Here is a 24,093-nt window from a genome sequence, read left to right as displayed (position 1 = left end):
TTAACCCTTAAACGCCTGACTAAAGTCAGCCAATTCTTTAACTTTAGATGCAGCCGCACCACTTAAAATCGTCTCTTTAGCCAACGCCACGCCCTCTTTAAGGCTCGCAGCCTGATCCGAAACATAGAGAGCTGCGCCAGCATTGATAGCAATCATATCAACCGCCTTGGTATGCTCACCGGCAAAAGCCGCCTGAATCATTCCCAGACTTTCAGCAGAGCTATTTACCTGCAAACCATCTAGCGTTTGCTTGCTAAGACCCGCATCCTCAGCAGTCAAGGTATACTCACTCACTTCACCAGCTTTTAGTTCAGCAACATAGGTATCACCAGCTAAACTAATTTCATCCAAGCCTTCTGCCGCGTGCACAACCATCGCATGAACTGCACCTAATGCCTGCAAAGTTTCAGCAAGAGGACGACAAAGCGTTTTGTCAAACACACCCAACAGGTAATGCTTAACACCTGCCGGGTTAGTCAGAGGCCCCAAGATATTAAATAAGGTTCTTAGGGACATCTCTTTACGAGGACCGATAGCATGTTTCATTGCACTATGGTGCTGAGGCGCAAACATAAAGCCCAAACCAACCTTCTCAATGCATTGCGAAATTTCTTCAGGCTTAAGCTCTAAATTGATGCCGGCGGTTTCTAACAAGTCAGCAGAACCCGAGCTGGAAGAGACAGAGCGATTACCGTGTTTAGCAACATAGCCACCAGCGGCAGCAACAACAAAAGAACAAGCACTAGAAACGTTAAATAGATTCGCGCCATCTCCACCGGTGCCTACGATATCAACAGCGTTCGGCACACTTATATCAACAGGCGTTGCTAGAGATCGCATTGCATCAGCAGCACCAGTTATTTCATTTACTGTCTCGCCTTTCATACGCAAAGCGATTAGCAAACCACCAATCTGTGCATCGGTCGCTTGCCCTGTCATGATTTGATTCATCACAGCACGCATATCTTCTTGGCAAAGGTCCTGACGATCCACAACCAAAGCTAATGCTTGTTTAATATCCATTGATTATCCTTAGTAATTTCAGGCTGCAGGCTTGCCGCGTTTCAAGAAGTTAGCCAATAAATCATGGCCTTGCTCTGTCAAAATAGATTCAGGATGGAACTGCACTCCCTCAATATCTAGAGTCTTATGCCTAACACCCATAATCTCATCAATATTGCCCTCTTTATCTTGAGTCCAAGAGGTAACTTCCAAGCAATCCGGAAGCGTATTTTGATCAATAACAAGAGAGTGGTAACGAGTCACTTCTACTGGCTGTGCCAACCCTTCAAATACACCTGTGTTTTCATGATGAACAGGAGAAGTTTTACCGTGCATAACCTGCTTTGCTCGCACTATATCGCCACCAAAAGCCTGACCAATACTCTGATGACCTAAGCAGATACCCAAAATTGGTAACTTACCTGCAAAGCGTTCAATCGCAGCCACGGAAACCCCCGCCTCATTTGGGGTACATGGGCCTGGAGAGATCACAAGATGATCCGGATTCAGCGCCTCAATCTCTTCAATCGTAATTTCATCATTACGATAAACACGCACATCAGCACCAAGCTCACCCAGATACTGAACTACGTTGTATGTGAACGAATCGTAGTTATCGATCATTAATAACATTATTCAGCCCCTAATAAGATGAAATTAGCTGATTGATTTTGCAATATCATAGATTATCCAAGCCTCGCTCAACCATAGCAACCGCACTGAAGACTGCACGGCCCTTATTCATGGTTTCTTTCCACTCCAAACGTGGTACAGAATCAGCTACAACACCTGCACCCGCTTGAATATGCAGCACTTCATCTTTAATAACAGCTGTGCGAATTGCTATCGCTGTGTCCATATTACCATTCCAAGAAAGATAACCTACCGCACCACCATAGACGCCACGTTTCACTGGCTCCATTTCATCGATAATTTCCATCGCCCGCACTTTAGGTGCTCCACTTAAGGTACCTGCTGGCAGAGTTGCACGCAGCACATCCATCGCAGAAACATCGGGCTTAAGCTTGCCGTTCACATTCGAAACGATGTGCATAACATGGGAATAGCGTTCAATAACCATCTTATCAGTTAACTCAACCCCACCAATTTCAGCCACACGGCCAACATCGTTACGGCCCAGGTCTATCAACATCAAGTGCTCGGCTATCTCTTTCGGATCTGCCAGCAATTCTTTTTCCATCGCTAGGTCTTCTTCTGCCGTCAAACCACGTTTACGGGTGCCAGCTATTGGACGGACACTCACCTGATTATCTTCAACACGCGCCAATATTTCAGGAGAAGAGCCAACCACATGAAAATCTTCAAGATTTAACACATACATGTAAGGGGAAGGATTAAGGCAGCGTAGCGCTCGATAAAGATCTAACGGCTTGCTTTTGAAAGGAATCGACATGCGCTGAGAGATAACACATTGCATGATATCGCCATCAAGAACGTATTCTTTGATTTTATCCACAGAATCTTTAAAAGCCTGCTCACCATAGCTGGACTTAAATTCTGTTTCCGATACTTCGCGTTGTTGTTCTTCCGGTGTTGCTTCGTAAGGCGTAGCTGTATGAAGCTTCTCTACCAACTGATCAAGACGCGCCTGCGCTTTCTCATAAGCCTGATCTTCAGCTGGATCAGCATGTGAGATCAAGATCAACTTACCCGCAAGGTTATCAAACACAACAACCTCATCAGACACCATCAACAAAATATCAGGCGTGCCCAGCAGATCTTCTGGACAGCTATTTTTTAAACGTTTCTCAACATACCGTACGCAATCATAGCCAAAGTACCCGACAAGACCGCCATTAAAACGCGGCATTCCCTCTAACTGCGGCACACGGTAGCGCTCTTGAAATGTCTCGACAAAACCCAAAGGATCAGACATCTCTAGCTCTTCTATAACCTGACCATCTTCTGTAATTGAGATTTTTTCGCCATGTACTTTCAAAATCGTCCGGCAAGGCAAGCCAATAATGGAGTAACGTCCCCATTTTTCACCACCTTCAACAGATTCTAAAAGATAGCTATACGCCGTATTAGCTAGCTTTTTATAGGTAGATAAGGGCGTATCCAGATCAGCTAAAACTTCACGAGTAACGGGAATTCGGTTGTAATTCTGCGCGGCTAATTCCGCAAATAATTCAGGAGTCATGTCTTTTTCTCATAATGCCAAAAACGATATTAAGGGCGATCTGAGCAGACACTAAATAAATGAAGGGACAAACTTTATGAACTAACGCGCTAGAAGGAAAAGCAGCGATATCTATCTATGCGTCAAAAACCAACCCTAACAGTGCCTGCTGATTAAAAATCAGGCACGCCATCGCCATCGTTCACCCACATACGGGAGACGATCTTTTTCAGCATTATTTTTCACGGTCGCTGTAGCAAATAGCATCACGGCAGGTTTAATTAAATTTATGAATAAGCAAAAGATATAGTAGCACCCTATTTGAATCAACTACCACCGCCTACTATTCATACATTAATTAGGGACTTTTGCTGTTTTTAATCCCAAAGAACAACGCAAAATGCAATCAAATTTAGTAACGGTAAAATACAAAAGCCTTCGCCACCAAAAGTAATAGGCCAAAAAAAACCCCGACAAGCGGGGTATACAAGTGCTGTGATAAGAATCAGCCAAGCCAGAAAAGCGACTTGGCGGTACAAGCCATTGATAAATGGGGAATGACCTGTGAGCTTCTACAAGAGTAAACCCAGCCCTAAAATATAAAAAATCGATTTTATTTAAATAAAAGATCGTTTTTTACGAAGATTGAATTTCGCAAGCTCAAGATTCTTAAAATAGATGATCTAAACGCCCGACAATTTTATCGGGATTTGATAGCGCAATATCTTTACCATGATTGTATCCATATGGCACGCACACCACTGGACAACCCGCTGCTCGCGCAGCAGCCACATCATTCACTGAATCCCCTACCATTAAGGTATTTTGGGGTTTAGCACCACAACGTTTCATTGCTTCTTGTAAAGGCATTGGGTGAGGCTTTCGTTCAGATAGACTATCTCCACCCAAAACCACCTCAAAGAAATCGCTAATCCCAAAGCCGTCCAACATACTATGAGTAAACGAGATTGGCTTGTTAGTGACTACGCCGAGCTTAACCCCGTGCTCACGCATCCACTCTAGACACTCAAGGACACCAGGATACAATTCGCTACGATCAGAAGTGGATTCAGCATAAAACGCAAGAAAAAGCGCATAAGCCTTATCAAATAGGGATTCGTCCACGTCTTCGCCTGCCATATCACCAGCTAAGGATCGACGTACCAAAACTGCGGCACCATTACCTACCCATTGCCCCACGTTTTCGATACCCGCAGGCACTCTCTCTATGGCGACAAGCATTCGATCGATTGCTTGAGCCAAATCAGGCACGCTATGAACCAGCGTACCATCTAGATCAAACAGGACGAGCTTTGGGTTTTGCCCCTCAAACAGCTCTTGCATTAAGCAATCTTCGCTTTAGCCAATTCTGCTCTCATCTGCGCAATAGTCTCAGCGTAATTATCTGTATTGAAGATGGCAGAACCAGCCACAAACGTATCAGCACCCGCTTCTGCAATTTCACGAATATTACCAATACCTACACCACCATCGATCTCCAAGCGGATATCACACCCGCTTTGATTGATCATCTCGCGAGCCTGGCGCAGCTTATCCAAAGTACCTGGAATGAATTTCTGACCGCCAAAACCTGGATTCACAGACATCAATAGCACCATATCCACTTTATCCATGACGTATTCCAAGTGGCTCAATGGCGTTGCTGGATTGAAAACCAAACCGGATTTACAACCGCCGTCTTTAATCATCTGCAAAGAACGATCAATATGCTCAGAACCTTCTGGATGGAAAGTGATGTAGCTGGCACCGGCTTCAATAAAATCTCCGATAATACGATCAACAGGTTTAACCATCAGGTGCACATCAATTGGCGCTTCAATGCCATGCTTTCGCAGTGCACTACACACCATTGGACCAATCGTTAAATTTGGCACATAGTGATTATCCATCACATCAAAGTGCACATAATCTGCGCCCGCCGCCAAAACATTTTCAACTTCTTCGCCCAAACGCGCAAAGTCGGCAGATAGAATCGATGGTGCAATTTTGAAATCAGACATGGAGATTTTCCAGTTACAAATAATTTAGGCATATTTTAGCGGAGCAGACATCTTGCTGTCAGCCTGCTTCTTACTCATAATCGTTCAAATGAAATTATATTCTCTTCTCCTTAGTCTTAGTTTGATTTCCTCTGCCGCCTTTTCCGCCGAAGAGGAAGCTAACGCAGGTACTGAAAAAGCAGCCAGCGCAGCTCAACCATCAGCACCTACTATCGAAAGAACTGAACCCAGTAGAGAAAAGAATCTTCGCCAAGCGCTCTCATCACACCCCGACCCTAGCACACAGGTACTGCAGCTCGATACCGGAAAAGATGGGGAACAATTACTTGGTTACTATTTAACTGAAGGCAGCGGGATACCACAAGGTGGCGCCATTATATTCCCGGATGAACTCACCCATATGGACTGGCCCGAAAATCTAAACCAAATCCGCTCAGGCCTAGCTAATCATGGCTGGTATACATTAGCAGTCTTTTTACCCCAACCAACTCAAGCACCTTTACCGAAACGTACGCTACCGGTTTTATCGGCCATAAAACCCACTCAGAGTTCAGACAATCCCCAAGACAACTCAACAGAACCTGCAGAAGCCCAAGAAGAAGACACAACAGAAAACACCGAAACACCTTCTGACGCAACAACGAATCAGCAGGAAAATGCCGCTAACGCACCAGCAGAGACAGAGCAAGAACCGGAAGAAAAGAAAGAGAATTACCAAGAAATCGTAACCCGCCTTGGCAACACTGCATTTGAGCACCTCAAAAAAGAGAAAGGCGTCGATAGAGTTCTTGTTTTAGGTGCCGGCACAGGTGCCACATGGGCTGCACAATACGTTCAAAAGCACCAAGAACAGCAAAACCTTCGCTTAGTCCTATTAGACGCTCGAGACTCTAAAACAGAAAACGCTCCGCGGCTGTTAGAAATTCTACCAGAGATAAAAACCACCATTATCGATCTACACCATTCTGCACGCAGATCGACAAATCCAAATTACAGAGAAAACTCGCCTGAACGAAGATTACGATTAGCGCGACATAAGCGTATGAACAATTTTCACCAAAGCCGTTTACCGCAAGCCAATGACAATTGGAAAAAAGATAACTCTTGGTTGTTCAAACATGTTCGAGGAATGATCAACACCTACATTATCAAAGCCGAACAGCAAAGCCGAAGTATAGATATCCCTTCGGAAGAGCAAGGTAACAAAGAACAAGCACCAGGCTAAAAAACGCGCTTATTTTCGCGCTGTCTTTATTCGTTCGTAGGCAGCCTGAATTTCCTGGGATTTCTCTTTGGCCAACTCGATCATTTCCTCTGGCAACCCTTTAGAAACCAATTTATCTGGATGATGTTGGCTCATCTGGCGACGATAAGCTTTTTTCACTTCTGCATCAGATGCGCTTTCATCCACACCTAAAACCGCATAAGCATCTTTCAACAGCACAGCCGCATCAACACCAGCCTGACCGTGCTGATAAAAATCTCGTTGCGCTTTGACGCGAGCGATTACCTCTTCAACGCTATCCGCACCAAACTCTAGTAGATGACAAAGCTCTTCAATGATTTTTAGTTCTGGCGCACTTACCTCGCCATCCGCCATAGCAGCCTGCAATTGAATTTCAATAAACATCAATTTGACCGTAGGTCGATGACGTAAAAGGATTGCAAGCGGCTTTACCGTTTTACTAAATTCAAAGTCTTCACCTTTCCCCTGAGTAAAAAGATCAATCGCCTCACGCTTACGCTCATCGGTTAAGCGCATTTGCGTCATTACATTTCGAGCAAATTGAATCTCATCTTCTGTGACGCGCCCATCCGCTTTCGCAATACGCCCCATCACGGAAAAAGTTGCTTTAAAAAAGGCTTCTTGCGGATTTACGGCAGCCACCGCTTTAGTCAATGCACGACTAATCAAGTAACCGACAAACCCACCAAATATCAGCCCCCAAAAACCACCAGAGAACAAACCTACCGCTGCACCCAGCAATATAGAAGTGGAGTACCGTTTAATTCCTGATCCCAACTGCGCGCCCGCCTCTTGTGCATCAAAGGCCATTAATTTGATTCCCTAAAACTAAACTATTTATCTCATCCAATCTTTCAGGTGTTCCGATATCTGCCCAAAAACCTTCGAACAACTCACCTGAAACCTTCCCTTCAGCCATCTGTTCTCTAAGTAACGGAGCCAATGGGGCTTTCTCATCTAACGCGATACTCTCAAACATCTCAATAGATAAACGACTAATTCCGCTAAAGGTATAACCTATTTCATCTTCACTATTCACTCGCCCCCTTCGCAACCCAAAATCTCCATCAGGGTTATGCTCAGGATTAGGCACCAAGACTAAATGTGAATCATCTGATTCTCCCAGCAATGTCTCAAATGGATAGTTTGTAAAGACATCACCATTAACCAGCAAGAACTGTTTTTCGCCATCAGCCGCCAACAATGACAAAGCCTTACGAATGCCGCCCGCCGTTTCTAGAGGCTCAGATTCAGCAGAGTAATAAATTGAAACGCTGTATTTAGACCCATCCCCGAGATAACTTTCTATTTGAGAACCAAGCCAGGCGTGATTAATCACTATCTCCTTAATACCAGCATGAGCCAAACGCTCAATGTGATATTCGATCAAAGCTCGATCAGCGATTTTTAAAAGGGGCTTAGGCGTCTTCAACGTTAAAGGGCGCATTCTAGTCCCTAAACCCGCTGCTAAAATCATGGCCTTCATGACATAACCCAATTATCCAAAACAGTATCAGCGAAATACTCACTCTTACGCATCGCTGGCAACAACTCAGACACCATCCATCCCGCAACCGGCTTTAACTCCTCAACTTTAGCCGCCACTGTAATAAGATAATTCAGGGTTCTTGGGATATCTGCCAAATAACCAGACTTTCCATCACGTATATGTAAACGCGCAAAAATCCCTATAGCTTTAAGATGACGCTGCGCGCCCATGAGATCAAACCAACGCTTAAAATAAACTCGATCAGGCATATTCTGACCGTTAGCAATCAAGGCCTGCCTATATTCCTCAACCCAACCATAGACCTTTTCATCCGACCAATCGATATAGCAATCTCGTAGCAAAGACGCTAAATCGTATGTCACAGGCCCTTCAACAGCATCCTGAAAATCGATAATTCCTGGAGCCTGATCCTTGCGATACATAATATTTCGAGAGTGGTAATCTCGATGCACAAAGACTTTCGGCTGTTCTAAAGCGGAATCAATCAGATAATCAAATAGAAAAGAGACCAAACGCTGCGCCTCTACATTTAATTTTACGTCCAGTAATTTTTCCACAAACCATTCTCGGAACAGCTCGACTTCTCGACGCAGCAAGGCATCGTCATACAAAGGCAACTCTTTACCCCGAGCCGGCTGACAGCTCTGCATCAGCAACAAGGTTTTCAATGCTTCGCCATACAACCCATCAACGCTTTCTTCTGAAAGCTGATCTAAATAAAGATCATTGCCAAAATCGCTAAGAAGCATAAAACCTTTAGACAGATCATGATTATGAATATGCGGAACTGAAACCCCGGTGTGCTCCAACGCTGTCGCTACTTCCATAAAAGGGCGGCTATCTTCTTTCTCCGGTGGCGCATCTACAGCTATCCAAGTATTTTTACCGGATATAGCGCGAAAATAACGACGAAAGCTGGCATCACCTGATACGGTTTCGAGCTGCCAATCTTCACTATTAAACCCCGAAAATTCCGGTAAAACGTCCAACAACCACTCTTTTAAATCTGTATACCGCAGATCCATCTAAATACGCCCCACAAACCATCTAAATGCTTTAACAAGCTATTATGACACTCAGATAACCCAAAAAGGTAGAAGAGATCAGCAATTCATTCGCTAATCATTAATTCTTAACTCTCAACAAAAACCCTGCAGAACTCTACACTCACTGCCTAGAATGATTTATCATTCTGCCCCTTATGCTTAATTTCACTGAAGTTCGGCCACAACCGAATTCATCGGAACCGCTGAAACGGATTTAGTATTTGATGCCCTTCGCTAAACGATCGACATATACGCTAACGCTAGCCATTAGTGCAGCATTAGTATCTAGCTATGCGACTGCAGAAAACAAACCATCTGAACAAGAGATGGCTTGGAGCTGCAGCATGACCAAAGATGGCGAATGGGATTGCTCCGTTAATGAAGAATTAGTCGAGCAAACCGAAGCGGCCAAACAAGCACCTCAGGAATCAGTCGCCCACAAGCCTGTTTCATCAACAACGCCTAGTTCTGAAGCTGCGCCAGTTGAAATTAAAACGGTATCACCCGCTCAAGCAGCGCCGATCCCTCGGGTTAGACAAGAAAACGTTGTTTCGGTACCTATTACAACCCAAAGCCGCCCAAGCGTAAAAGCCAAAGCTACAAACAACGGTGTTTGGGACTGTGTTGCAGGGGCAAATGGTGAATGGCTCTGTAACGATGAGATTGAACAAGCGCAACAGCAACCTCAGCTGGCTATTGAAACACCTACGCAAACGAACGTACAAACCACCGTTCCAGCTGTTGTTACTCACCAACCTATACAAACAGCCGAAGTGATTGGAAGCGAATGGCAATGTGGTACGAGTCCAAGTGGCGATTGGGATTGCCATAAAGTTAACATCCATGCCATTAGCCTGCCTCAATCACAGCAACGTAGCGGCTCGTCGGAACCACTATATAATACCGAAAACCCATACTCTCACCTGGATTGGGCTTATTACAGAAATCCTCAAGGCCAACAATGTGCCGGACGCTATTTAGAACCTAGCTATCCAATAACTGGTGATGAACACTTAGACAACCCTCCTCTCTACTTGGAAGCCGACCAGTCATCTACAATAATAGGTGGACTAAGCCGTTTACAGGGCGGCGTTACTATGCGCCAAGGCGGTCGCCGACTCAGCGCTAGCTCAGCAGAATTAGACCAAGTCACAAACAAAGCCCGTCTAGAAGGTAACGTTAAGTTCCGAGAAACAGGGCTATTAATGCTCAGCGATAGCGCACAGATCGACACAAGTAATTCAGAAGCTATTTTCAATAATGCTCAATATGTTATCCATGAGGACGGCTTTAGAGGTTCAGCTGATCGTATTATCCGATTAGAAGATGAAAGATTACGTATAGAAAACGGTGATTACACCTATTGCCCTCCATTCAGTGATGCATGGAAGTTAGAGGCCGACAGCATTGTGCTCGACCAAAACGAAGGAGTTGGTAAGGCAGAAGACACTGTCATTCGTGTAGGTGGCGTGCCTATCTTCTATGCACCTTACTTTACCTTCCCAATCGATAATCGCCGTAAATCTGGCTTTCTTTACCCTAGCGTTGGCTACAGTACTGACGGCGGTCTAGATCTAGCAGTGCCATATTACTTCAATATCGCGTCTAATATGGATGACACGCTAACTGCCCGCTATATGGCTGATAGGGGCCTATTACTAGAAAACGAATTCCGTTACATGAATAAGTGGTCTAGAAATACCTTGAATACAGCCTATTTATCTAGCGACAAGTCTTTTAATGATGACAGATGGTTACTCGGCATAAACCACTCGGGCAAGCCTGCCGAAAGGTGGGGCACAAGTATTGATTTCAGCGCAGTAAGTGACGATGATTATTTCGAAGATTTGGATACGAACCTAGAAGTAAGTCGCCAAGATCACTTAGACCAACGCGCAGATATCACTTATAGCCAGAAAAACTGGAGTTTCAGAGCACGAGTTCACGACTATCAAACCATTGATAACGATAGTAAATCACCTTACAAACGCCTTCCTCAACTTACCCTAAAAGGTGAAAACGAGTTGGGGGATGCCGGCGAATTCAAGTATATCGCTGAATACACTCAATTCGATAGGGACTTATCGGGGCTAACAGGTCGCGATCGAATTATTGGCGACCGTCGATTCATCATGCCAACCGTCAATTATCTATGGCAAGCACCATGGGGTTACATCAAACCAGAGCTATCTCTTTGGAGCAGTAGTTACAGCCTAGACAATCAACTATCAAGCTTAAGTGAAAGCCCTAGCGTTAACGTACCTATCCTTAGCTTAGATAGCACTGTAATTTTCGAAAGAGCCCTTAGCAACGGCGGCACGCAAACCTTAGAACCACGAATATACGGTTTATACGTTCCAGAAGAAGATCAGGATGAAATCCCTGACTTCGATACTTCTGAACCTGACTTCAGTTATAACTCTCTATTCCGCCACAACCGTTTTAGTGGCAAGGATAGAATCGGAGACGCTAAACAGATCTCGCTTGGACTTGCTAGCCGATTTTACGGGCAAGATGGAAACGAGAAAGGTAGTCTAAGCATTGGTCAGGCCTACTATTTTGCCGACCGCAAAGTACAGCTAGATCCCGCATCGCCTGACTCTACCGAAGGTCAGAGCGACATTGCGACAGAAGCAGTTTGGTATCTAAACCAAAACTTCCGTGCTAGCTTCGATGCGATCTTAGATAACAACGATTTCAGCAATACTGAATCAAACCTGCGTTTACGCTATAACAGCGATCTAGATCATCGGTTTGACTTCAGTTACCGTTATGAAGAAGACACACGCAAACAGACGGATCTATCATTCATCTGGCCTTTAAATGGCAGCTGGACTGCTATGGGGCGCTGGCTACATGATATTGAAGAAAACGACAATCTAGAATCAGCACTAGGCCTCGAGTACGAGAGCTGCTGCTGGAAAGTCAGCTTTGCAGGACGCCGCTGGCTAGACGATAAAGACAATTACGATACAGGCATGTTCCTGAATTTCACCCTAAAAGGGCTTGGATCATTTGGCAGTGGCAGCAATGGCTTCCTAAATGACATTATTGGTTATGAAGAGCGTGAAGAGCACAATGACAAATAAGCTTCGCAATATACTATTTTCTGCAGCTGTTTTCGGACTACTGATCCCAACTTCGCAAGCAACACTTGCCGCGGAAATCCCACTGGATCGCGTTGCCGCTGTTGTCAATGACGGCATAATTATGCAAAGTGAATTGGCACAGCGTACCGCCATAGTTAAAGAACAACTAAGCGCACGTAACACAAAACTGCCACCTGAACACATCTTGCACAAACAAGTTTTGAATCGTCTGATTATCGACAGTATTCAAAAGCAACTTGCAGCCAAGCAAGGTATCCGCGTAACTGAAGGACAACTTGATGCCGCCATTGCAAGAATAGCTGCTCAGAATAGCCTTTCTTTAGATCAATTCCGTGACGCTCTAATAGCTGAAGGTCGAGATTACAATCAGGCTCGAGAACAGATCCGTAACGAGATGCTGATCTCCAATGTACAGCAAAACCTTGTTAACCGCAGAATCCGCGTGTCCGAGCAGGAATTAGAAAATTTCCTAAACTCAGCTAGCGGCCAAGAACAGACTTCAGCAGAGTATCTGCTCGGACACATTCTTCTGGCAACGCCATCTCAAGCCTCTCCAGAAGCGATCCAGAAAGCGGAGCGCGAAGCTAACGAAGTGTTCAAGAAGTTAAAATCAGGCGCTGATTTTGCTGAAATGGCAGTAGAATTTTCCAATGCACCTAACGCTCTTAAAGGCGGCGATTTAGGCTGGAGAAAAGTAAACGAGCTCCCTGAAGTATTAGGAAATGCGATTCGTAAACTATCTCCTGGCGAATTCAGCAAGCCAGTCCGCTCACCAAGCGGCTTCCATATCCTTTTGGCGAAGGACAAGCGCGGCGGTGCGGTACAACTAGTACCTCAGCGCTTAGTTAGTCATATATTACTTAAGCCAAGTGAGATTCGCACATCTAATCAGGCAAAACACCAAATCACCCAGCTGTATCAACGCATACAATCTGGCGAAAAATTTGCAACTTTAGCAAAAGAGTATAGTGACGACCCTGCAAGTGGCTCTGAAGGCGGCTCTCTAGGCTGGACGCAAGACGGCCAAATGGTGCCAGAATTTGAACAAGTGATGAACAATACTGTGGTTGGACAAGTATCCGTTCCTTTTGAATCACGCTTTGGCTGGCACATTTTGACAGTCCTAGATACTCGCACGCAAGACCTAGGCGCTCAGATGCAAGAGAATCAAGCTCGCGCAGCTATTCGCAAGCGCAAGTACAACGAAGAGTTAACCAACTGGTTGCGTGAAATTCGCTCTCAGGCCTACGTCGACATTAAGGAGTGATTGCTTGGGCATCAATAGATTAGCAATCACCCCTGGTGAACCCTCTGGTATCGGCCCTGACCTGTGCATTCAAATCGCGCAGCTGGGCCATAATCACGAACTGATTGCATTTGCAGATCCTGACTTATTACGCAAACGCGCGGGACTACTGCAACTGCCTATTTCAATTGAACAGTTCGACCCTGAGCTTCCGCCGTCACCAACGCCCGCAAGAACTCTCAAGGTAGTTCCGGTTTCACTGAAAGCTGAAGCTATACCTGGAGAACTTAATAGTAATAACGCGCCTTACGTTCTGGAGACTCTGACGCAAGCGACACAGGCTTGCCTGAACGAAACCTGCGACGCTTTGATAACAGCCCCAGTACATAAAGGCATTATCAATGATGCCGGCATCCCTTTTAGCGGCCACACAGAGTTTCTTGAAGCTCTGACGGAAACCAATAAAGTCGTTATGATGCTAGCAACCGAAGGATTAAAAGTTGCGCTAGCAACAACCCACCTTCCCCTCCGAGACATAGCAGATGCGATTACGCCAAAATTACTCACTGAAGTGATTGAGGTATTACATCACGACCTCGTAAACAGCTTTGGCATCAAAGCGCCTAATATCTTAGTCACGGGGCTTAACCCTCATGCTGGGGAAGGCGGCCACTTAGGTCGCGAAGAGATTGAGGTCATCGAACCCACGCTAGATAAACTCAGAGGCAAAGGCATAACCCTCAGCGGCCCTTGGCCAGCTGATACACTATTCACAGACAAGTACCTTGCTACAGCAGATGCCGTGCTAGCCATGTACCACGACCAAGGCCTTCCAGTGCTAAAATACAAAGGATTCGGTAAAGCTGTGAATATTACACTCGGCATGCCTATTATTCGCACCTCTGTAGATCACGGTACTGCATTAGATCTTGCCGGAACTGGGACTGCCGACTCAGGCAGCCTGATGACCGCGATTGAATACGCCGGCATCATGGCTACCCACCGCAATCAAACTACGAATTAATTCATGACTAAAAAACCAGTAGCACATAAAGCCCGCAAGCGTTTTGGGCAAAACTTTTTGCACGATCACGGCGTGATTCGTCGCATCATTCGCTCTATAGCACCTCATGAATCAGATCAACTAGTAGAGATTGGTCCTGGTTTAGGCGCACTGACAGAAGAGCTTCTTAGCGAAGCGGGTGAACTTGATGCAATTGAACTAGATAGAGACCTTCCTCCGATCTTACGCACAAAGTTCTTCAACTACGGCGACAAATTCCGCATTCATGAAGCGGACGCTATGAAGTTTGATTTCTCCCAGCTACAAAAAGGAGAAAAGAGATTACGAATTGTAGGAAACCTTCCATATAACATCTCCACACAGCTAATTTTTCATCTACTCAGTCACGCTGAGCAAGTGGAAGACATGCACTTCATGTTGCAAAAAGAAGTTGTCGATCGCATGGCGGCTGGACCAGGCGAAAATAATTACGGCCGACTTGGCATCATGGCGCAGTACTACTGCAAAGTTGAATCGCTGTTTGTTGTACCTCCAGGCGCATTTAATCCCGCACCTAAAGTAGACTCAGCTATTATTAGACTCACTCCCTATCGTGAACTACCTCACGTAGCCAAAGACGTTTCACAATTTGAAACCGTAGTGCGCACTGCGTTTAATATGCGCCGTAAAACATTACGCAATAATCTAAAACCTTTACTGACTGCAGATGCTCTAGAAGAGATCGGCATAGATCCGGGCTTACGACCTGAAAGACTGCCTGTCTCAGATTTCGTACGCATTAGTAATTACCTTACAGATCAGAAAGGTTAATCAAAGCATTTATGGAAACTATCGACCTAGGTAACAACGTCAATATCGACGTAGAAACCAACTATCTGGCCCAACAATCTGACCCTGATAGCAAACGTTTTGTTTTTTCTTACAAAATCACGATCACCAATCATAATGATATACCGGTCCAGCTTCTTAACCGCCACTGGCTAATTACAGATGGCAACCAGCATATTCAAGAAGTTCAGGGTGAAGGCGTGGTTGGTGAACAGCCTGTCATAGACCCAGAATCTAGCTACACCTATACAAGTGGCGCAGTATTAGCCACCAGCGTCGGCAGCATGCAAGGTCACTATGAAATGAGCACCGATGAAGGCACTCAATTCAATGCACCTATTGCAGCATTCACACTTGCTAGACCTAACGCACTGCACTAATTACAGGCAACCAGCATGGCGACCTATGCGATTGGCGATATCCAAGGGTGCTACGACGAACTTCAAGCCCTACTTAAATACATTAACTTTACTGCCAGCGACCACATATGGGTCGCTGGCGACCTCGTTAATCGTGGCCCCAAATCACTAGAGACCTTAAGATTCCTTCGCGATTTAGGCGACCAAGCAACCTGCGTTTTGGGCAATCATGATTTACACCTTCTCGCCGTATATCATGGGACAACAACCTGTAAACGCAGTGATACGCTGGATGAAATATTAGAAGCCCCAGACCGTACTGAGCTAATGCATTGGCTAAGCCAGCAAAAGCTAATCGCGTATGACAAATCACTTAACGTGGTGATGGTTCACGCAGGTATTCCGCCTTGCTGGACTATACGTAAAGCCCGCAAACGCGCAAAAGAAGTAGAAAAAGTTCTGCAAAGCGATCAAGCCAAAAGCTTTTTCAACCACATGTACGGTAACAAACCCGATCTTTGGAGCTCCGATCTAAGTGGCTGGGAACGCTTACGCCTGATTACGAATTACCTAACGCGTATGCGATTTTGCAGCCCTGAAGGCCAATTAGATTTTTCAGCCAAAGGCTCACTTGCCTCACAACCCGAAGGTTACCAGCCTTGGTTTAAAGCTCCACGTAAAGATTCAGCAGAAAGCGAGATCCGTATTTTATTCGGCCATTGGGCAGCTTTAGAAGGCAACGCTGATGCTGAACACGTCTTTGCACTTGATACAGGTTGCGTTTGGGGTAATAAATTAACCGCTCTACGCTTAGAAGATTATCAACTTTTTAGCGTTCCTGCGCAGGGCAAAAAGCCAAAGCCACCTGCGACATCAACTTATTTAAGCAACAGGTAACTTTTTATGAGTCATTTTGAGTGTATCGATTCTCCAAAAGCAGCAGGATTAATCAAAGATGGAGCTCAGGTTGCCGACATTCGAGATCCCAACAGCTTTGCGCAAGGCCACATTAGTGGGTCTTATAATCTCAGTAATGAAAATTTACATGACTATATAGCTGCAGCTGACATGGATAAGCCTCTACTCGTATGCTGCTATCACGGTATAAGCAGTCAACAAGCCGCTCAGTTCTTAATAGAACAAGGGTTTGATGAAGTCTATAGCATCAATGGTGGTTTTGAAGCATGGCGCGTCGAACAACCAGATCTGTGTGAAACCGTTTAATGAAGATCTATTTAGTTGGCGGAGCAGTCAGGGATCAGCTATTAGATTTCCCTGTTTACGATAAGGACTGGGTAGTTGTGGGCTCCAGCCCTGAAGAGATGATCCAACAAGGCTTTCAACCTGTAGGACAAGATTTTCCTGTGTTTATTCATCCCGAATCTGGAGAAGAATACGCACTAGCACGAACAGAAAGAAAATCTGGCAAGGGCTACACAGGCTTTGAATATAACGCCAATAAAGCGATCACTTTGGAAGAAGACCTCCTTCGCCGCGATCTAACCATTAATGCCATGGCAATGGACGATCAAGGCATAATCCATGATCCATACAGGGGACAGGAAGATTTAAACCAAAAGATCTTACGTCATGTATCCCCCGCATTTTCAGAGGACCCTCTGCGTGTTTTGCGCGTGGCACGTTTTGCAGCGCGCTACCATCACCTAGGATTTCGAGTAGCTGATGAAACCTTAGAATTAATGAGAGAGTTAGCTAAAGGCGATGAGTTAGAACATCTGACCCCTGAAAGAGTATGGAAAGAGTTTGAACGCGCATTGACCGAACCTTCCCCATGGGTATTCTTAGAACTACTGCAAAAAGCCGAAGCGATCGAAAAGGTTCTTCCTGAGCTAAAAAATGTAATGGCGCAACCAGGCTGGGCTAATGGCTTTATTCGCTCAACGCAAACTGCCACGGATGCGGATTGTCGCTTTGCCTGTCTAACAGCCCTGGATAAAGAGATTGTGCTGGATGCTTTTTGTGATCGTTTAAGAACACAAAGATCAGTAAAAGAACTTTCCTCACAGTGCCAACAACAGCACAAGAGCCTTAGTCAATTCGATAAGTTATCTGCAGAAGATAAACTGCAGACTATCCAAGCCCTTGATCTGATTCGCCGCCCACAGCGCCTGAACAAACTCTTGATCTGCGTAGATGCTCTACACCCAGAACCTACCTACCGATCACTCGTTGCAATATTAGATTCTATTAACCAAATTCAGCCTGCCAACCTGATCAAACAAGGTTTTAAAGGACCTGAACTGGGCAAAGAGATACAGCGCCTTCGTCTCGATATATGTAACCAAGATCACTAAAGGACATCAAATGCTCACCAACAATACTGCAACAAAAGTAGCGCTGATAACTGGCGGTGCACGTAGGGTTGGCGCAACAACAGCCACAACACTGCATGCAGCTGGATATACAGTAGCAATTCACTACCGAGGTTCAGTTAACGCAGCCAAAACACTACAAGAAAAGCTTAACCAAGTACGGCCCAATAGTGCCTTTATCTTTTCTGCAGATCTAAACTGCATGGAGCAAGTTGGACAATTAGCTGAAGATGTAAAATCAAAGTTCGGTAAACTCGATTTACTCGTTAATAACGCTTCATCCTTCTATTCAACGCCAATCGAACAAAGCACTCAGGAGCAGTGGGATGACTTAATCAACTCCAATCTTCGTGCCCCCTACTTTCTAGCAGCCTCGCTAAGCAAATTACTTCGCCAAAACCATGGCTGCATTATCAATATGATCGATATTCACTCACAACGCGGACTCCCTGGCTATCCAATTTACTCAATTGCAAAAGCAGGCTTAGAAATGATGACTAAGTCTTTGGCTAAAGAATTAGCACCCGAGGTAAGAGTTAACGGAGTGTCACCTGGCGCAATCTTATGGCCAGAACAAAAATTAGAAGAAGATCAGAAACAAAGCATTTTGGATAAAACGCTGCTGAAGCGCATAGGCTCAACGGAAGATTTAGCACAAGCAATTGTATTTCTTGCTTCAGCAGAATATATAACCGGACAAGTGCTTGCAGTAGATGGCGGAAAATCCCTATTCAGCCACTAGCGTTATTTAAAGCCTAAAGCTCGCAAGGTAATGATCGACCTTGCCATAGAAAGTCGATTGGCCACAACTTCTGCTTAGCCTTTTCATAACCAGACCACATTTCTAAATACGTCACATCCAGCTCAGGGTGAAGCATCTCTGCTGCTATCTCAGCTAAGGGCCACAAGACAAAAGCATTCTTGGTAATTTCATCCCGGGGTAATTGCACCCCATGATGTATACCGACTAAATCATCATAAGTAAGAATATCGATATCGAGGGTACGACCGCTAAATTTCGGCCCCTTGCGGCAACGACCATTTTCATCTTCTATCTTTTTCAGTAACGGGGATAATTCAGCTAATGGCAAGTCAGTAACGAAACCAGCCACAAGATTGTAGAAGTTATTACCAACAAACCCTACCGCTTCACTTTCATACACGCTGGATATACTCAACTCACCAAAATGCTTATGTAAAGCATCTAGCGCTTGCGAGATATAATGTTCTCTATCGATATTACTGCCGATACTGACATAAACTTGAGCCATCTTAACCACGAACTCCGCGCTCGATGATAACACCAACATCTTTTGCCTGCGGCACAGCCCCCGGCTTACCTAGACGCAAACGCAGCCATTTCACACCGAATTCAGTCATCACGATCTCAGCAATCTGCTCAGCCATGGTTTCGACCAACTGAAATTCACTCTGCTCTATAAATTCAATCAATCGATCAGAAACGGCTTTATAGTTAAGCGTATTATCAACATCTTCTGTATTTGCTGCCTGACGGATATCAGTCCCCATATCCAAATCTAGATTTACTCGTTGACGAATTTCTCTTTCCCAATCATAGATACCTATAACCGTTTCAACTTCTAGCTCTCGAATGTAAACTAAATCCATACTCAACCTTTGGATATCGAATGACCGAATCGGCAACAATGGCCTTCGGGCTAATACTTCTAGCATACCTGCTGGGCTCTATTCCCACCGCAGTGCTAGTTTGTCGTGCGCTCAATCTTCCCGATCCCCGCCAAAAGGGCTCTGGCAATCCCGGTGCAACTAACGTACTCAGGATTGGATCAAGAAAAGCTGCTTTATTCACTTTACTTGGCGATATTAGCAAAGGCCTAGCAGCGCTAGCCTTTGGAAAACTCCTACAGATCTCACAAACAGAGCTTTCCTACTGTTTGTTAGCCGCAGTAACTGGACATATCTTCCCTATTTTTTCGCCATTAAAAGGCGGTAAAGGCGTGGCGACGGCATTTGGCGCGAGCCTGGCTTTCTATTGGCCCATCGCACTGATCCAGTTAACCATCTGGGCTATCACAGCCCTTGTTAGCAAAATATCCTCACTCGCCTCAATAGCCGCAGCACTTATAACACCAGTATTCACTTGGTTGATAGCTCCAAATGACGCTCTACCTCTAGCATTCCTCTGCACGTTGCTACTTTATAGCCACCGCAAAAACATTAAAAAACTGCTAAACGGCGAAGAACCTAGACTTTAAATAGAATCAAGCGTGTCTAAAGGCCAACGAGGCTTAGTAGTAATAACCAAATCACTTTGCTGACCAGCCAGTAATCGCTGACAACCCGCAAACGCAATCATGGCACCATTATCGGTACAAAACTCTGGACGGGCATAAAAGAGTTCTGACCGCTCTTTCTCAACCATTACTTCTAAGCGTTCGCGCAAGCGCTGGTTAGCACTTACACCACCCGCAATCACCAGTTGTTTAAAACCAGTAGCCTGCAAAGCCCGGCGGCATTTAATTGCTAAGGTATCAACCACAGCTTCTTCAAACGCAGCAGCAATATCACATACCGTCTGAGGATCGATATTGCCGTCCGCGTCTCGGTGATCATTAGCCGTATTTAATGTAAAGGTTTTTAAACCCGAGAAACTAAAATCCATGCCCGGTCGATCTGTCATTGGACGAGGAAAACGAAAACGTTGACGATCACCCTGCTGTGCGTGCTTGGCAATTAACGGGCCACCCGGGTAATCCAAACCCAGCATTTTAGCTGCTTTATCAAAAGCCTCGCCCGCAGCATCATCTAAAGACTCACCTAATAGCTCGTACTGCCCAATACCATCAACACGAACAAGCTGAGTATGCCCACCAGAAACGAGCAAAGCTACAAAAGGAAATTCGGGAGGATTCTCTTCCAGCATAGGCGCGAGTAAATGACCTTCCATATGATGCACACCTATAGCGGGTTTACCCCATGCCAATGCAATGGCTCGGCCTGTCGAAGCGCCAACCATTAATGCTCCAATAAGGCCTGGACCGGATGTATAAGCAACAGCATCTACATCTCCTTTTTGAAGACCTGCTTTAGCAAAAGTTTCGTCCAATAAAGGCAATAACTTACGCACATGGTCACGGGAAGCCAATTCCGGTACTACACCACCGTACTCAGCGTGCATTTTCACCTGACTATATAAAGCATCACCAAGTAGCCCCTTTTCACTGTCATAAATTGCCACTCCCGTTTCATCACAAGAGGTTTCAATCCCCAGTACGCGCATCGTTTACTCACTTCACTAACATGATGACGCCTATTATACCTGCCCCCCTCAAAACCTGCACCGAAAATACCCAACAAACCGATTATCTGCTTTACTTCACTATGTGAAACGAATAGAATTTTGCGCCTTGCCATAAAACCGCTTGTTTTTTGGCAAGATATTTTTGTGGATTAACTAAACAATTTAAGGTTTGTTCAAACATGCCAGCTGTAAAAGTTAAAGAAAACGAGCCATTTGATGTAGCTCTGCGTCGTTTCAAACGTTCTTGCGAAAAAGCAGGTATTCTAGCTGAAGTTCGTCGTCGCGAATTTTACGAGAAACCAACTTCTGTTCGTAAGCGTAAAGCAGCAGCAGCTGTAAAACGTCACGCTAAAAAAGTATCTCGCGAAAACGCTCGTCGCGTACGCCTATACTAATCCACGCGATTTAGATCCCATCCAGAGGAAGGTTCGTCATGTCAGAGTTGAAGCAGCAAATCACTAATGAGATGAAAGCTGCAATGCGCGCTAAAGACAAAGAGCGCCTAAAGACTATTCGCATGATGCTAGCCGAACTAAAGCGCATCGAAGTAGATGAACGCATTGAACTGGATGACACTAGAGTACTGGCGGTGCTAGATAAAATGTCTAAGCAACGCCGTGACTCGATTTCGCAATTTGAAGAAGCGGCACGCATGGATCTTGCAGATGCTGAGCGACAGGAGCTGGAGGTGATTAAAACTTTCCTGCCGCAACCGCTAACTGATGAGGAAATCGCAGACCTCGTAAAACAAGCTGCAGAACAATCCGGCGCACAATCCATGCAAGACATGGGCAAAGTAATGGGGATTCTTAAACCTCAAATCCAAGGTCGCGCCGATATGGGAACAGTATCCAAACTCGTCAAGTCACAATTATCCAGTTAAACTGCCGCTGATACCTTTTCAGCTGCAACGATAATGGCCGGACGCATACCCCAAAGCTTTATTGACGACCTGCTTGCCCGCATCAATATCATTGATGTGTTAGATGGCCGTGTCCAAAAGCTAAAGCGCGCTGGGAAAAACTATTCAGGCCTCTGCCCATTCCATAAAGAAAAGACACCTTCTTTTAGTGCCAACCAAGAAAAACAGTTTTATTACTGCTTCGGCTGCGGCGCAGGCGGAAATGCCATTAGTTTTTTAATGGAATACGAAAACCTTAACTTTCCTGAAGCTGTTGAAGAACTCGCCAAGGCCGCGGGAATGGAAGTTCCTAAAGACGATAATCCCCAACAGCGTGAAAAAGAGCAGCAACTTAAAAAGCTATACGACTTATTAGCAGAAGCCGCTCAATTCTATGAAGATCAGCTCAAAAGCCACAACACGCGACAAGATGCCGTCAATTACCTGCAAACCAGAGGACTGACAGGCCAAGCAGCCAAAGCATTCTCCATCGGATTTGCCCCTTCTGGCTGGGATAACGTTCTTAAGCACCTAGGCAAAAGCAATGCAGATCAAAAGCTATTAGAAGAAGCCGGACTACTTATACATAACGAAGATCGTGATAGTCACTATGATCGCTTTCGTAATCGAATCATGTTCCCGATTCGAGATCAAAGAGGACGCACAATAGGTTTTGGTGGGCGCGTACTGGGTGATGATAAACCAAAATATTTAAACTCCCCCGAAACCCCGACTTTCCATAAAAGTAGAGAGCTCTACGGGCTTTATGAAGCACGTAAGCACAGTAACAAGCTTGAACGCCTAATCATTGTTGAAGGCTATATGGATGTTGTTGGCCTCGCACAGTTTGGCATTCACTATGCTGTTGCAACCTTAGGTACAGCAACCACTGCACAGCACTTAGAAAGACTATTTAAGCTCGTACCTGAAGTTATATTCTGCTTCGATGGTGATAATGCCGGACGAGAAGCCGCGATGCGCGCACTAAAAACAACACTTCCGGTTATCGAAGATGGAAAAGAAGCCCGATTTCTGTTTTTACCTGACGGCGAAGATCCAGACAGCCTAGTACGTCAAGAAGGAACACTCGCCTTCACTGAGCGACTAGATAGCGCTTTACCGCTTTCCGAGCTTTTCTTTAATAGTCACTCCGAACAAGCTGATCTAAACAGCATGGATGGCCGTGCTAGATTCAGCACCGAGGTATTACCAGCAATAAACTCAATGAAACCAAGTTTATTACAGCAGATGATGCTCGACCGAATTTGTGAACTAACCAATCTATCGTTAGAGCAAATACAAACTACGGTTAACTTTCATGAGTCTGTGCAAACACATACACCAGCCCCCGCCGCAGCTTCAGAGTACGATTACTCCGAAGCGCCAAGCTATGAAGACTCACAGCCATACGACTATGCCGACTATAGCAGCGAAGGTCATAGCTTCGAACGCCACGCCCATGAAAACACCCAATTTAAACCCGGAAAGAAACAGTTTCGCAGCCCTCGCAGTAACAGCAGTGAACTGTCTTTCGAACAGAAACTCATCGCTCTCTTACTTCACTATCCGCAACTGGCGTCAGAGTACCAATTTCCAGAAACCCTTAAGAGTAACACGGAAGTGAATTATCAACTTCTAGCTCAATTAGTGGCCTATTACAAACAAAACCCAACCGCATCACTTGGGCAATTGGTTGTCGATTGGCGAGAAGATGAAACCCTATCGCAAACTATTGTTGAGCTTTATGAAATATCCACTTCTTTAGAAATCACGTCTGAAGAGGTCGCCCGAGCCTACCTTGAAGATGCCCAACACGGGCTATCACTTAAGGCTCTGGAACAAGAGATATCTCTTTTGCAGAAGAAGCACAGCCTCTCCAAAGAAGAGAAAATAAAACTGGTTAAATCCATGCAACAACTTAATAAACTCAAGACAACCACCAAGAGTTAAACATCCGAATATTGCTCTTATCTAGCCTCAAAAGAGTTTCAACACATCCCCCCCTTGAAAAACAAACCATCAGACACCATATATTGCTGCA

Annotated in this window: 25 protein-coding genes; 14 read left to right on the top strand and 11 right to left on the bottom strand. The window is 45.2% G+C overall.

The genetic code is table 11. The features are described from left to right. From trpD to rpe, 5 genes are all read right to left on the bottom strand, one after another. Positions 1-1,023, bottom strand: coding sequence for an anthranilate phosphoribosyltransferase (gene trpD, locus ACMXYV_RS03085; RefSeq protein WP_415890319.1), 1,023 nt, complete (start codon positions 1,021-1,023; stop codon positions 1-3). Between the two features lie 18 nt (positions 1,024-1,041). Then, complete coding sequence (locus tag ACMXYV_RS03080) at positions 1,042-1,635, bottom strand: aminodeoxychorismate/anthranilate synthase component II (protein ID WP_415890318.1); 594 nt, start codon at positions 1,633-1,635, stop codon at positions 1,042-1,044. 46 nt (positions 1,636-1,681) lie between these two features. Continuing rightward, positions 1,682-3,166: an anthranilate synthase component I gene (gene trpE, locus ACMXYV_RS03075; RefSeq protein WP_415890317.1), complete on the bottom strand. Its 1,485-nt coding sequence runs from the start codon at positions 3,164-3,166 to the stop codon at positions 1,682-1,684. 648 nt (positions 3,167-3,814) lie between these two features. Next, positions 3,815-4,489 (bottom strand): phosphoglycolate phosphatase, encoded by a 675-nt coding sequence (locus tag ACMXYV_RS03070; RefSeq protein WP_415890316.1) that lies wholly within the window; start codon positions 4,487-4,489, stop codon positions 3,815-3,817. After that, positions 4,489-5,166: a ribulose-phosphate 3-epimerase gene (gene rpe / locus ACMXYV_RS03065; protein ID WP_415890315.1), complete on the bottom strand. Its 678-nt coding sequence runs from the start codon at positions 5,164-5,166 to the stop codon at positions 4,489-4,491. Before rpe ends, ACMXYV_RS03070 begins: the two co-directional genes overlap by 1 nt. An 88-nt stretch (positions 5,167-5,254) precedes the next feature. On the opposite strand from rpe, the gene ACMXYV_RS03060 reads away from it, so the two are divergent. Beyond that, positions 5,255-6,391 carry a DUF3530 family protein gene (locus ACMXYV_RS03060; protein ID WP_415890314.1) on the top strand — a complete coding sequence of 379 codons (1,137 nt, stop codon included), beginning with the start codon at positions 5,255-5,257 and terminating at the stop codon, positions 6,389-6,391. 9 nt (positions 6,392-6,400) lie between these two features. Here the strand turns inward: ACMXYV_RS03060 and djlA are convergent, their stop codons facing one another. Genes djlA through ACMXYV_RS03045 form a run of 3 tightly spaced genes read right to left on the bottom strand, consistent with a single transcriptional unit; the run spans position 6,401 to position 8,947 of the window. After that, positions 6,401-7,222: a co-chaperone DjlA gene (gene djlA / locus ACMXYV_RS03055; RefSeq protein ID WP_415890313.1), complete on the bottom strand. Its 822-nt coding sequence runs from the start codon at positions 7,220-7,222 to the stop codon at positions 6,401-6,403. After that, on the bottom strand, positions 7,212-7,898 hold the full coding sequence (gene murU / locus ACMXYV_RS03050) for an N-acetylmuramate alpha-1-phosphate uridylyltransferase MurU (RefSeq protein WP_415890312.1): 687 nt from the start codon (positions 7,896-7,898) through the stop codon (positions 7,212-7,214). Before murU ends, djlA begins: the two co-directional genes overlap by 11 nt. Further along, positions 7,895-8,947 carry an aminoglycoside phosphotransferase family protein gene (locus tag ACMXYV_RS03045; RefSeq protein ID WP_415890311.1) on the bottom strand — a complete coding sequence of 351 codons (1,053 nt, stop codon included), beginning with the start codon at positions 8,945-8,947 and terminating at the stop codon, positions 7,895-7,897. The genes murU and ACMXYV_RS03045 overlap by 4 nt, the downstream gene beginning before the upstream one ends. 245 nt (positions 8,948-9,192) lie before the next feature. Between ACMXYV_RS03045 and ACMXYV_RS03040 the strand changes: the two genes are divergently transcribed. The 9 genes from ACMXYV_RS03040 to ACMXYV_RS03000 are packed head-to-tail and all read left to right on the top strand — an operon-like array spanning position 9,193 to position 18,610. Further along, positions 9,193-12,057 (top strand): LPS-assembly protein LptD, encoded by a 2,865-nt coding sequence (locus ACMXYV_RS03040; RefSeq protein ID WP_415890310.1) that lies wholly within the window; start codon positions 9,193-9,195, stop codon positions 12,055-12,057. After that, positions 12,047-13,345, top strand: coding sequence for a peptidylprolyl isomerase (locus ACMXYV_RS03035; protein WP_415890309.1), 1,299 nt, complete (start codon positions 12,047-12,049; stop codon positions 13,343-13,345). Before ACMXYV_RS03040 ends, ACMXYV_RS03035 begins: the two co-directional genes overlap by 11 nt. A 4-nt stretch (positions 13,346-13,349) precedes the next feature. Further along, complete coding sequence (gene pdxA / locus ACMXYV_RS03030) at positions 13,350-14,348, top strand: 4-hydroxythreonine-4-phosphate dehydrogenase PdxA (protein WP_415890308.1); 999 nt, start codon at positions 13,350-13,352, stop codon at positions 14,346-14,348. 3 nt (positions 14,349-14,351) lie between these two features. Beyond that, positions 14,352-15,158, top strand: coding sequence for a 16S rRNA (adenine(1518)-N(6)/adenine(1519)-N(6))-dimethyltransferase RsmA (gene rsmA / locus ACMXYV_RS03025; protein ID WP_415890307.1), 807 nt, complete (start codon positions 14,352-14,354; stop codon positions 15,156-15,158). Between the two features lie 11 nt (positions 15,159-15,169). After that, positions 15,170-15,556: a Co2+/Mg2+ efflux protein ApaG gene (gene apaG, locus ACMXYV_RS03020; RefSeq protein ID WP_415890306.1), complete on the top strand. Its 387-nt coding sequence runs from the start codon at positions 15,170-15,172 to the stop codon at positions 15,554-15,556. Between the two features lie 15 nt (positions 15,557-15,571). Beyond that, complete coding sequence (locus tag ACMXYV_RS03015) at positions 15,572-16,432, top strand: symmetrical bis(5'-nucleosyl)-tetraphosphatase (RefSeq protein ID WP_415890305.1); 861 nt, start codon at positions 15,572-15,574, stop codon at positions 16,430-16,432. Between the two features lie 6 nt (positions 16,433-16,438). Next, positions 16,439-16,759, top strand: coding sequence for a thiosulfate sulfurtransferase GlpE (gene glpE / locus ACMXYV_RS03010; RefSeq protein WP_415890304.1), 321 nt, complete (start codon positions 16,439-16,441; stop codon positions 16,757-16,759). Next, complete coding sequence (locus tag ACMXYV_RS03005) at positions 16,759-17,850, top strand: hypothetical protein (RefSeq protein ID WP_415890303.1); 1,092 nt, start codon at positions 16,759-16,761, stop codon at positions 17,848-17,850. Before glpE ends, ACMXYV_RS03005 begins: the two co-directional genes overlap by 1 nt. Before the next feature lie 10 nt (positions 17,851-17,860). Beyond that, positions 17,861-18,610, top strand: coding sequence for a pteridine reductase (locus tag ACMXYV_RS03000; protein ID WP_415890302.1), 750 nt, complete (start codon positions 17,861-17,863; stop codon positions 18,608-18,610). A gap of 13 nt (positions 18,611-18,623) precedes the next feature. Here the strand turns inward: ACMXYV_RS03000 and folK are convergent, their stop codons facing one another. Further along, a complete protein-coding gene (folK, locus tag ACMXYV_RS02995; RefSeq protein ID WP_415890301.1) occupies positions 18,624-19,139 on the bottom strand; it encodes a 2-amino-4-hydroxy-6-hydroxymethyldihydropteridine diphosphokinase in 516 nt (171 codons plus the stop codon). A gap of 1 nt (position 19,140) precedes the next feature. After that, on the bottom strand, positions 19,141-19,497 hold the full coding sequence (gene folB / locus ACMXYV_RS02990; protein ID WP_415890300.1) for a dihydroneopterin aldolase: 357 nt from the start codon (positions 19,495-19,497) through the stop codon (positions 19,141-19,143). A gap of 20 nt (positions 19,498-19,517) precedes the next feature. Between folB and plsY the strand changes: the two genes are divergently transcribed. After that, complete coding sequence (gene plsY / locus ACMXYV_RS02985; protein ID WP_415890299.1) at positions 19,518-20,105, top strand: glycerol-3-phosphate 1-O-acyltransferase PlsY; 588 nt, start codon at positions 19,518-19,520, stop codon at positions 20,103-20,105. On the opposite strand, the gene tsaD is transcribed toward plsY, so the two are convergent. Further along, a complete protein-coding gene (gene tsaD / locus ACMXYV_RS02980; RefSeq protein ID WP_415890298.1) occupies positions 20,102-21,130 on the bottom strand; it encodes a tRNA (adenosine(37)-N6)-threonylcarbamoyltransferase complex transferase subunit TsaD in 1,029 nt (342 codons plus the stop codon). The two genes, plsY and tsaD, sit on opposite strands and share 4 nt — an antisense overlap. A gap of 200 nt (positions 21,131-21,330) precedes the next feature. On the opposite strand from tsaD, the gene rpsU reads away from it, so the two are divergent. The 3 genes from rpsU to dnaG are packed head-to-tail and all read left to right on the top strand — an operon-like array spanning position 21,331 to position 24,002. Then, entirely contained in the window at positions 21,331-21,546 is a 216-nt protein-coding gene (gene rpsU / locus ACMXYV_RS02975) for a 30S ribosomal protein S21 (protein WP_275814767.1), read from the top strand. Between the two features lie 38 nt (positions 21,547-21,584). After that, on the top strand, positions 21,585-22,034 hold the full coding sequence (locus ACMXYV_RS02970) for a GatB/YqeY domain-containing protein (protein ID WP_415890297.1): 450 nt from the start codon (positions 21,585-21,587) through the stop codon (positions 22,032-22,034). A 33-nt stretch (positions 22,035-22,067) separates the two neighbouring features. Then, a complete protein-coding gene (dnaG, locus tag ACMXYV_RS02965; protein ID WP_415890296.1) occupies positions 22,068-24,002 on the top strand; it encodes a DNA primase in 1,935 nt (644 codons plus the stop codon). Positions 24,003-24,093: the final 91 nt, after the last annotated feature.

It is taken from the genome of Neptuniibacter sp. SY11_33, assembly GCF_047778025.1.
Lineage (GTDB): Bacteria > Pseudomonadota > Gammaproteobacteria > Pseudomonadales > Balneatricaceae > Neptuniibacter.
The sequence above is the reverse complement of the archived record's forward strand: the minus strand, read 5'-3'. Positions and strand labels throughout refer to the sequence as shown.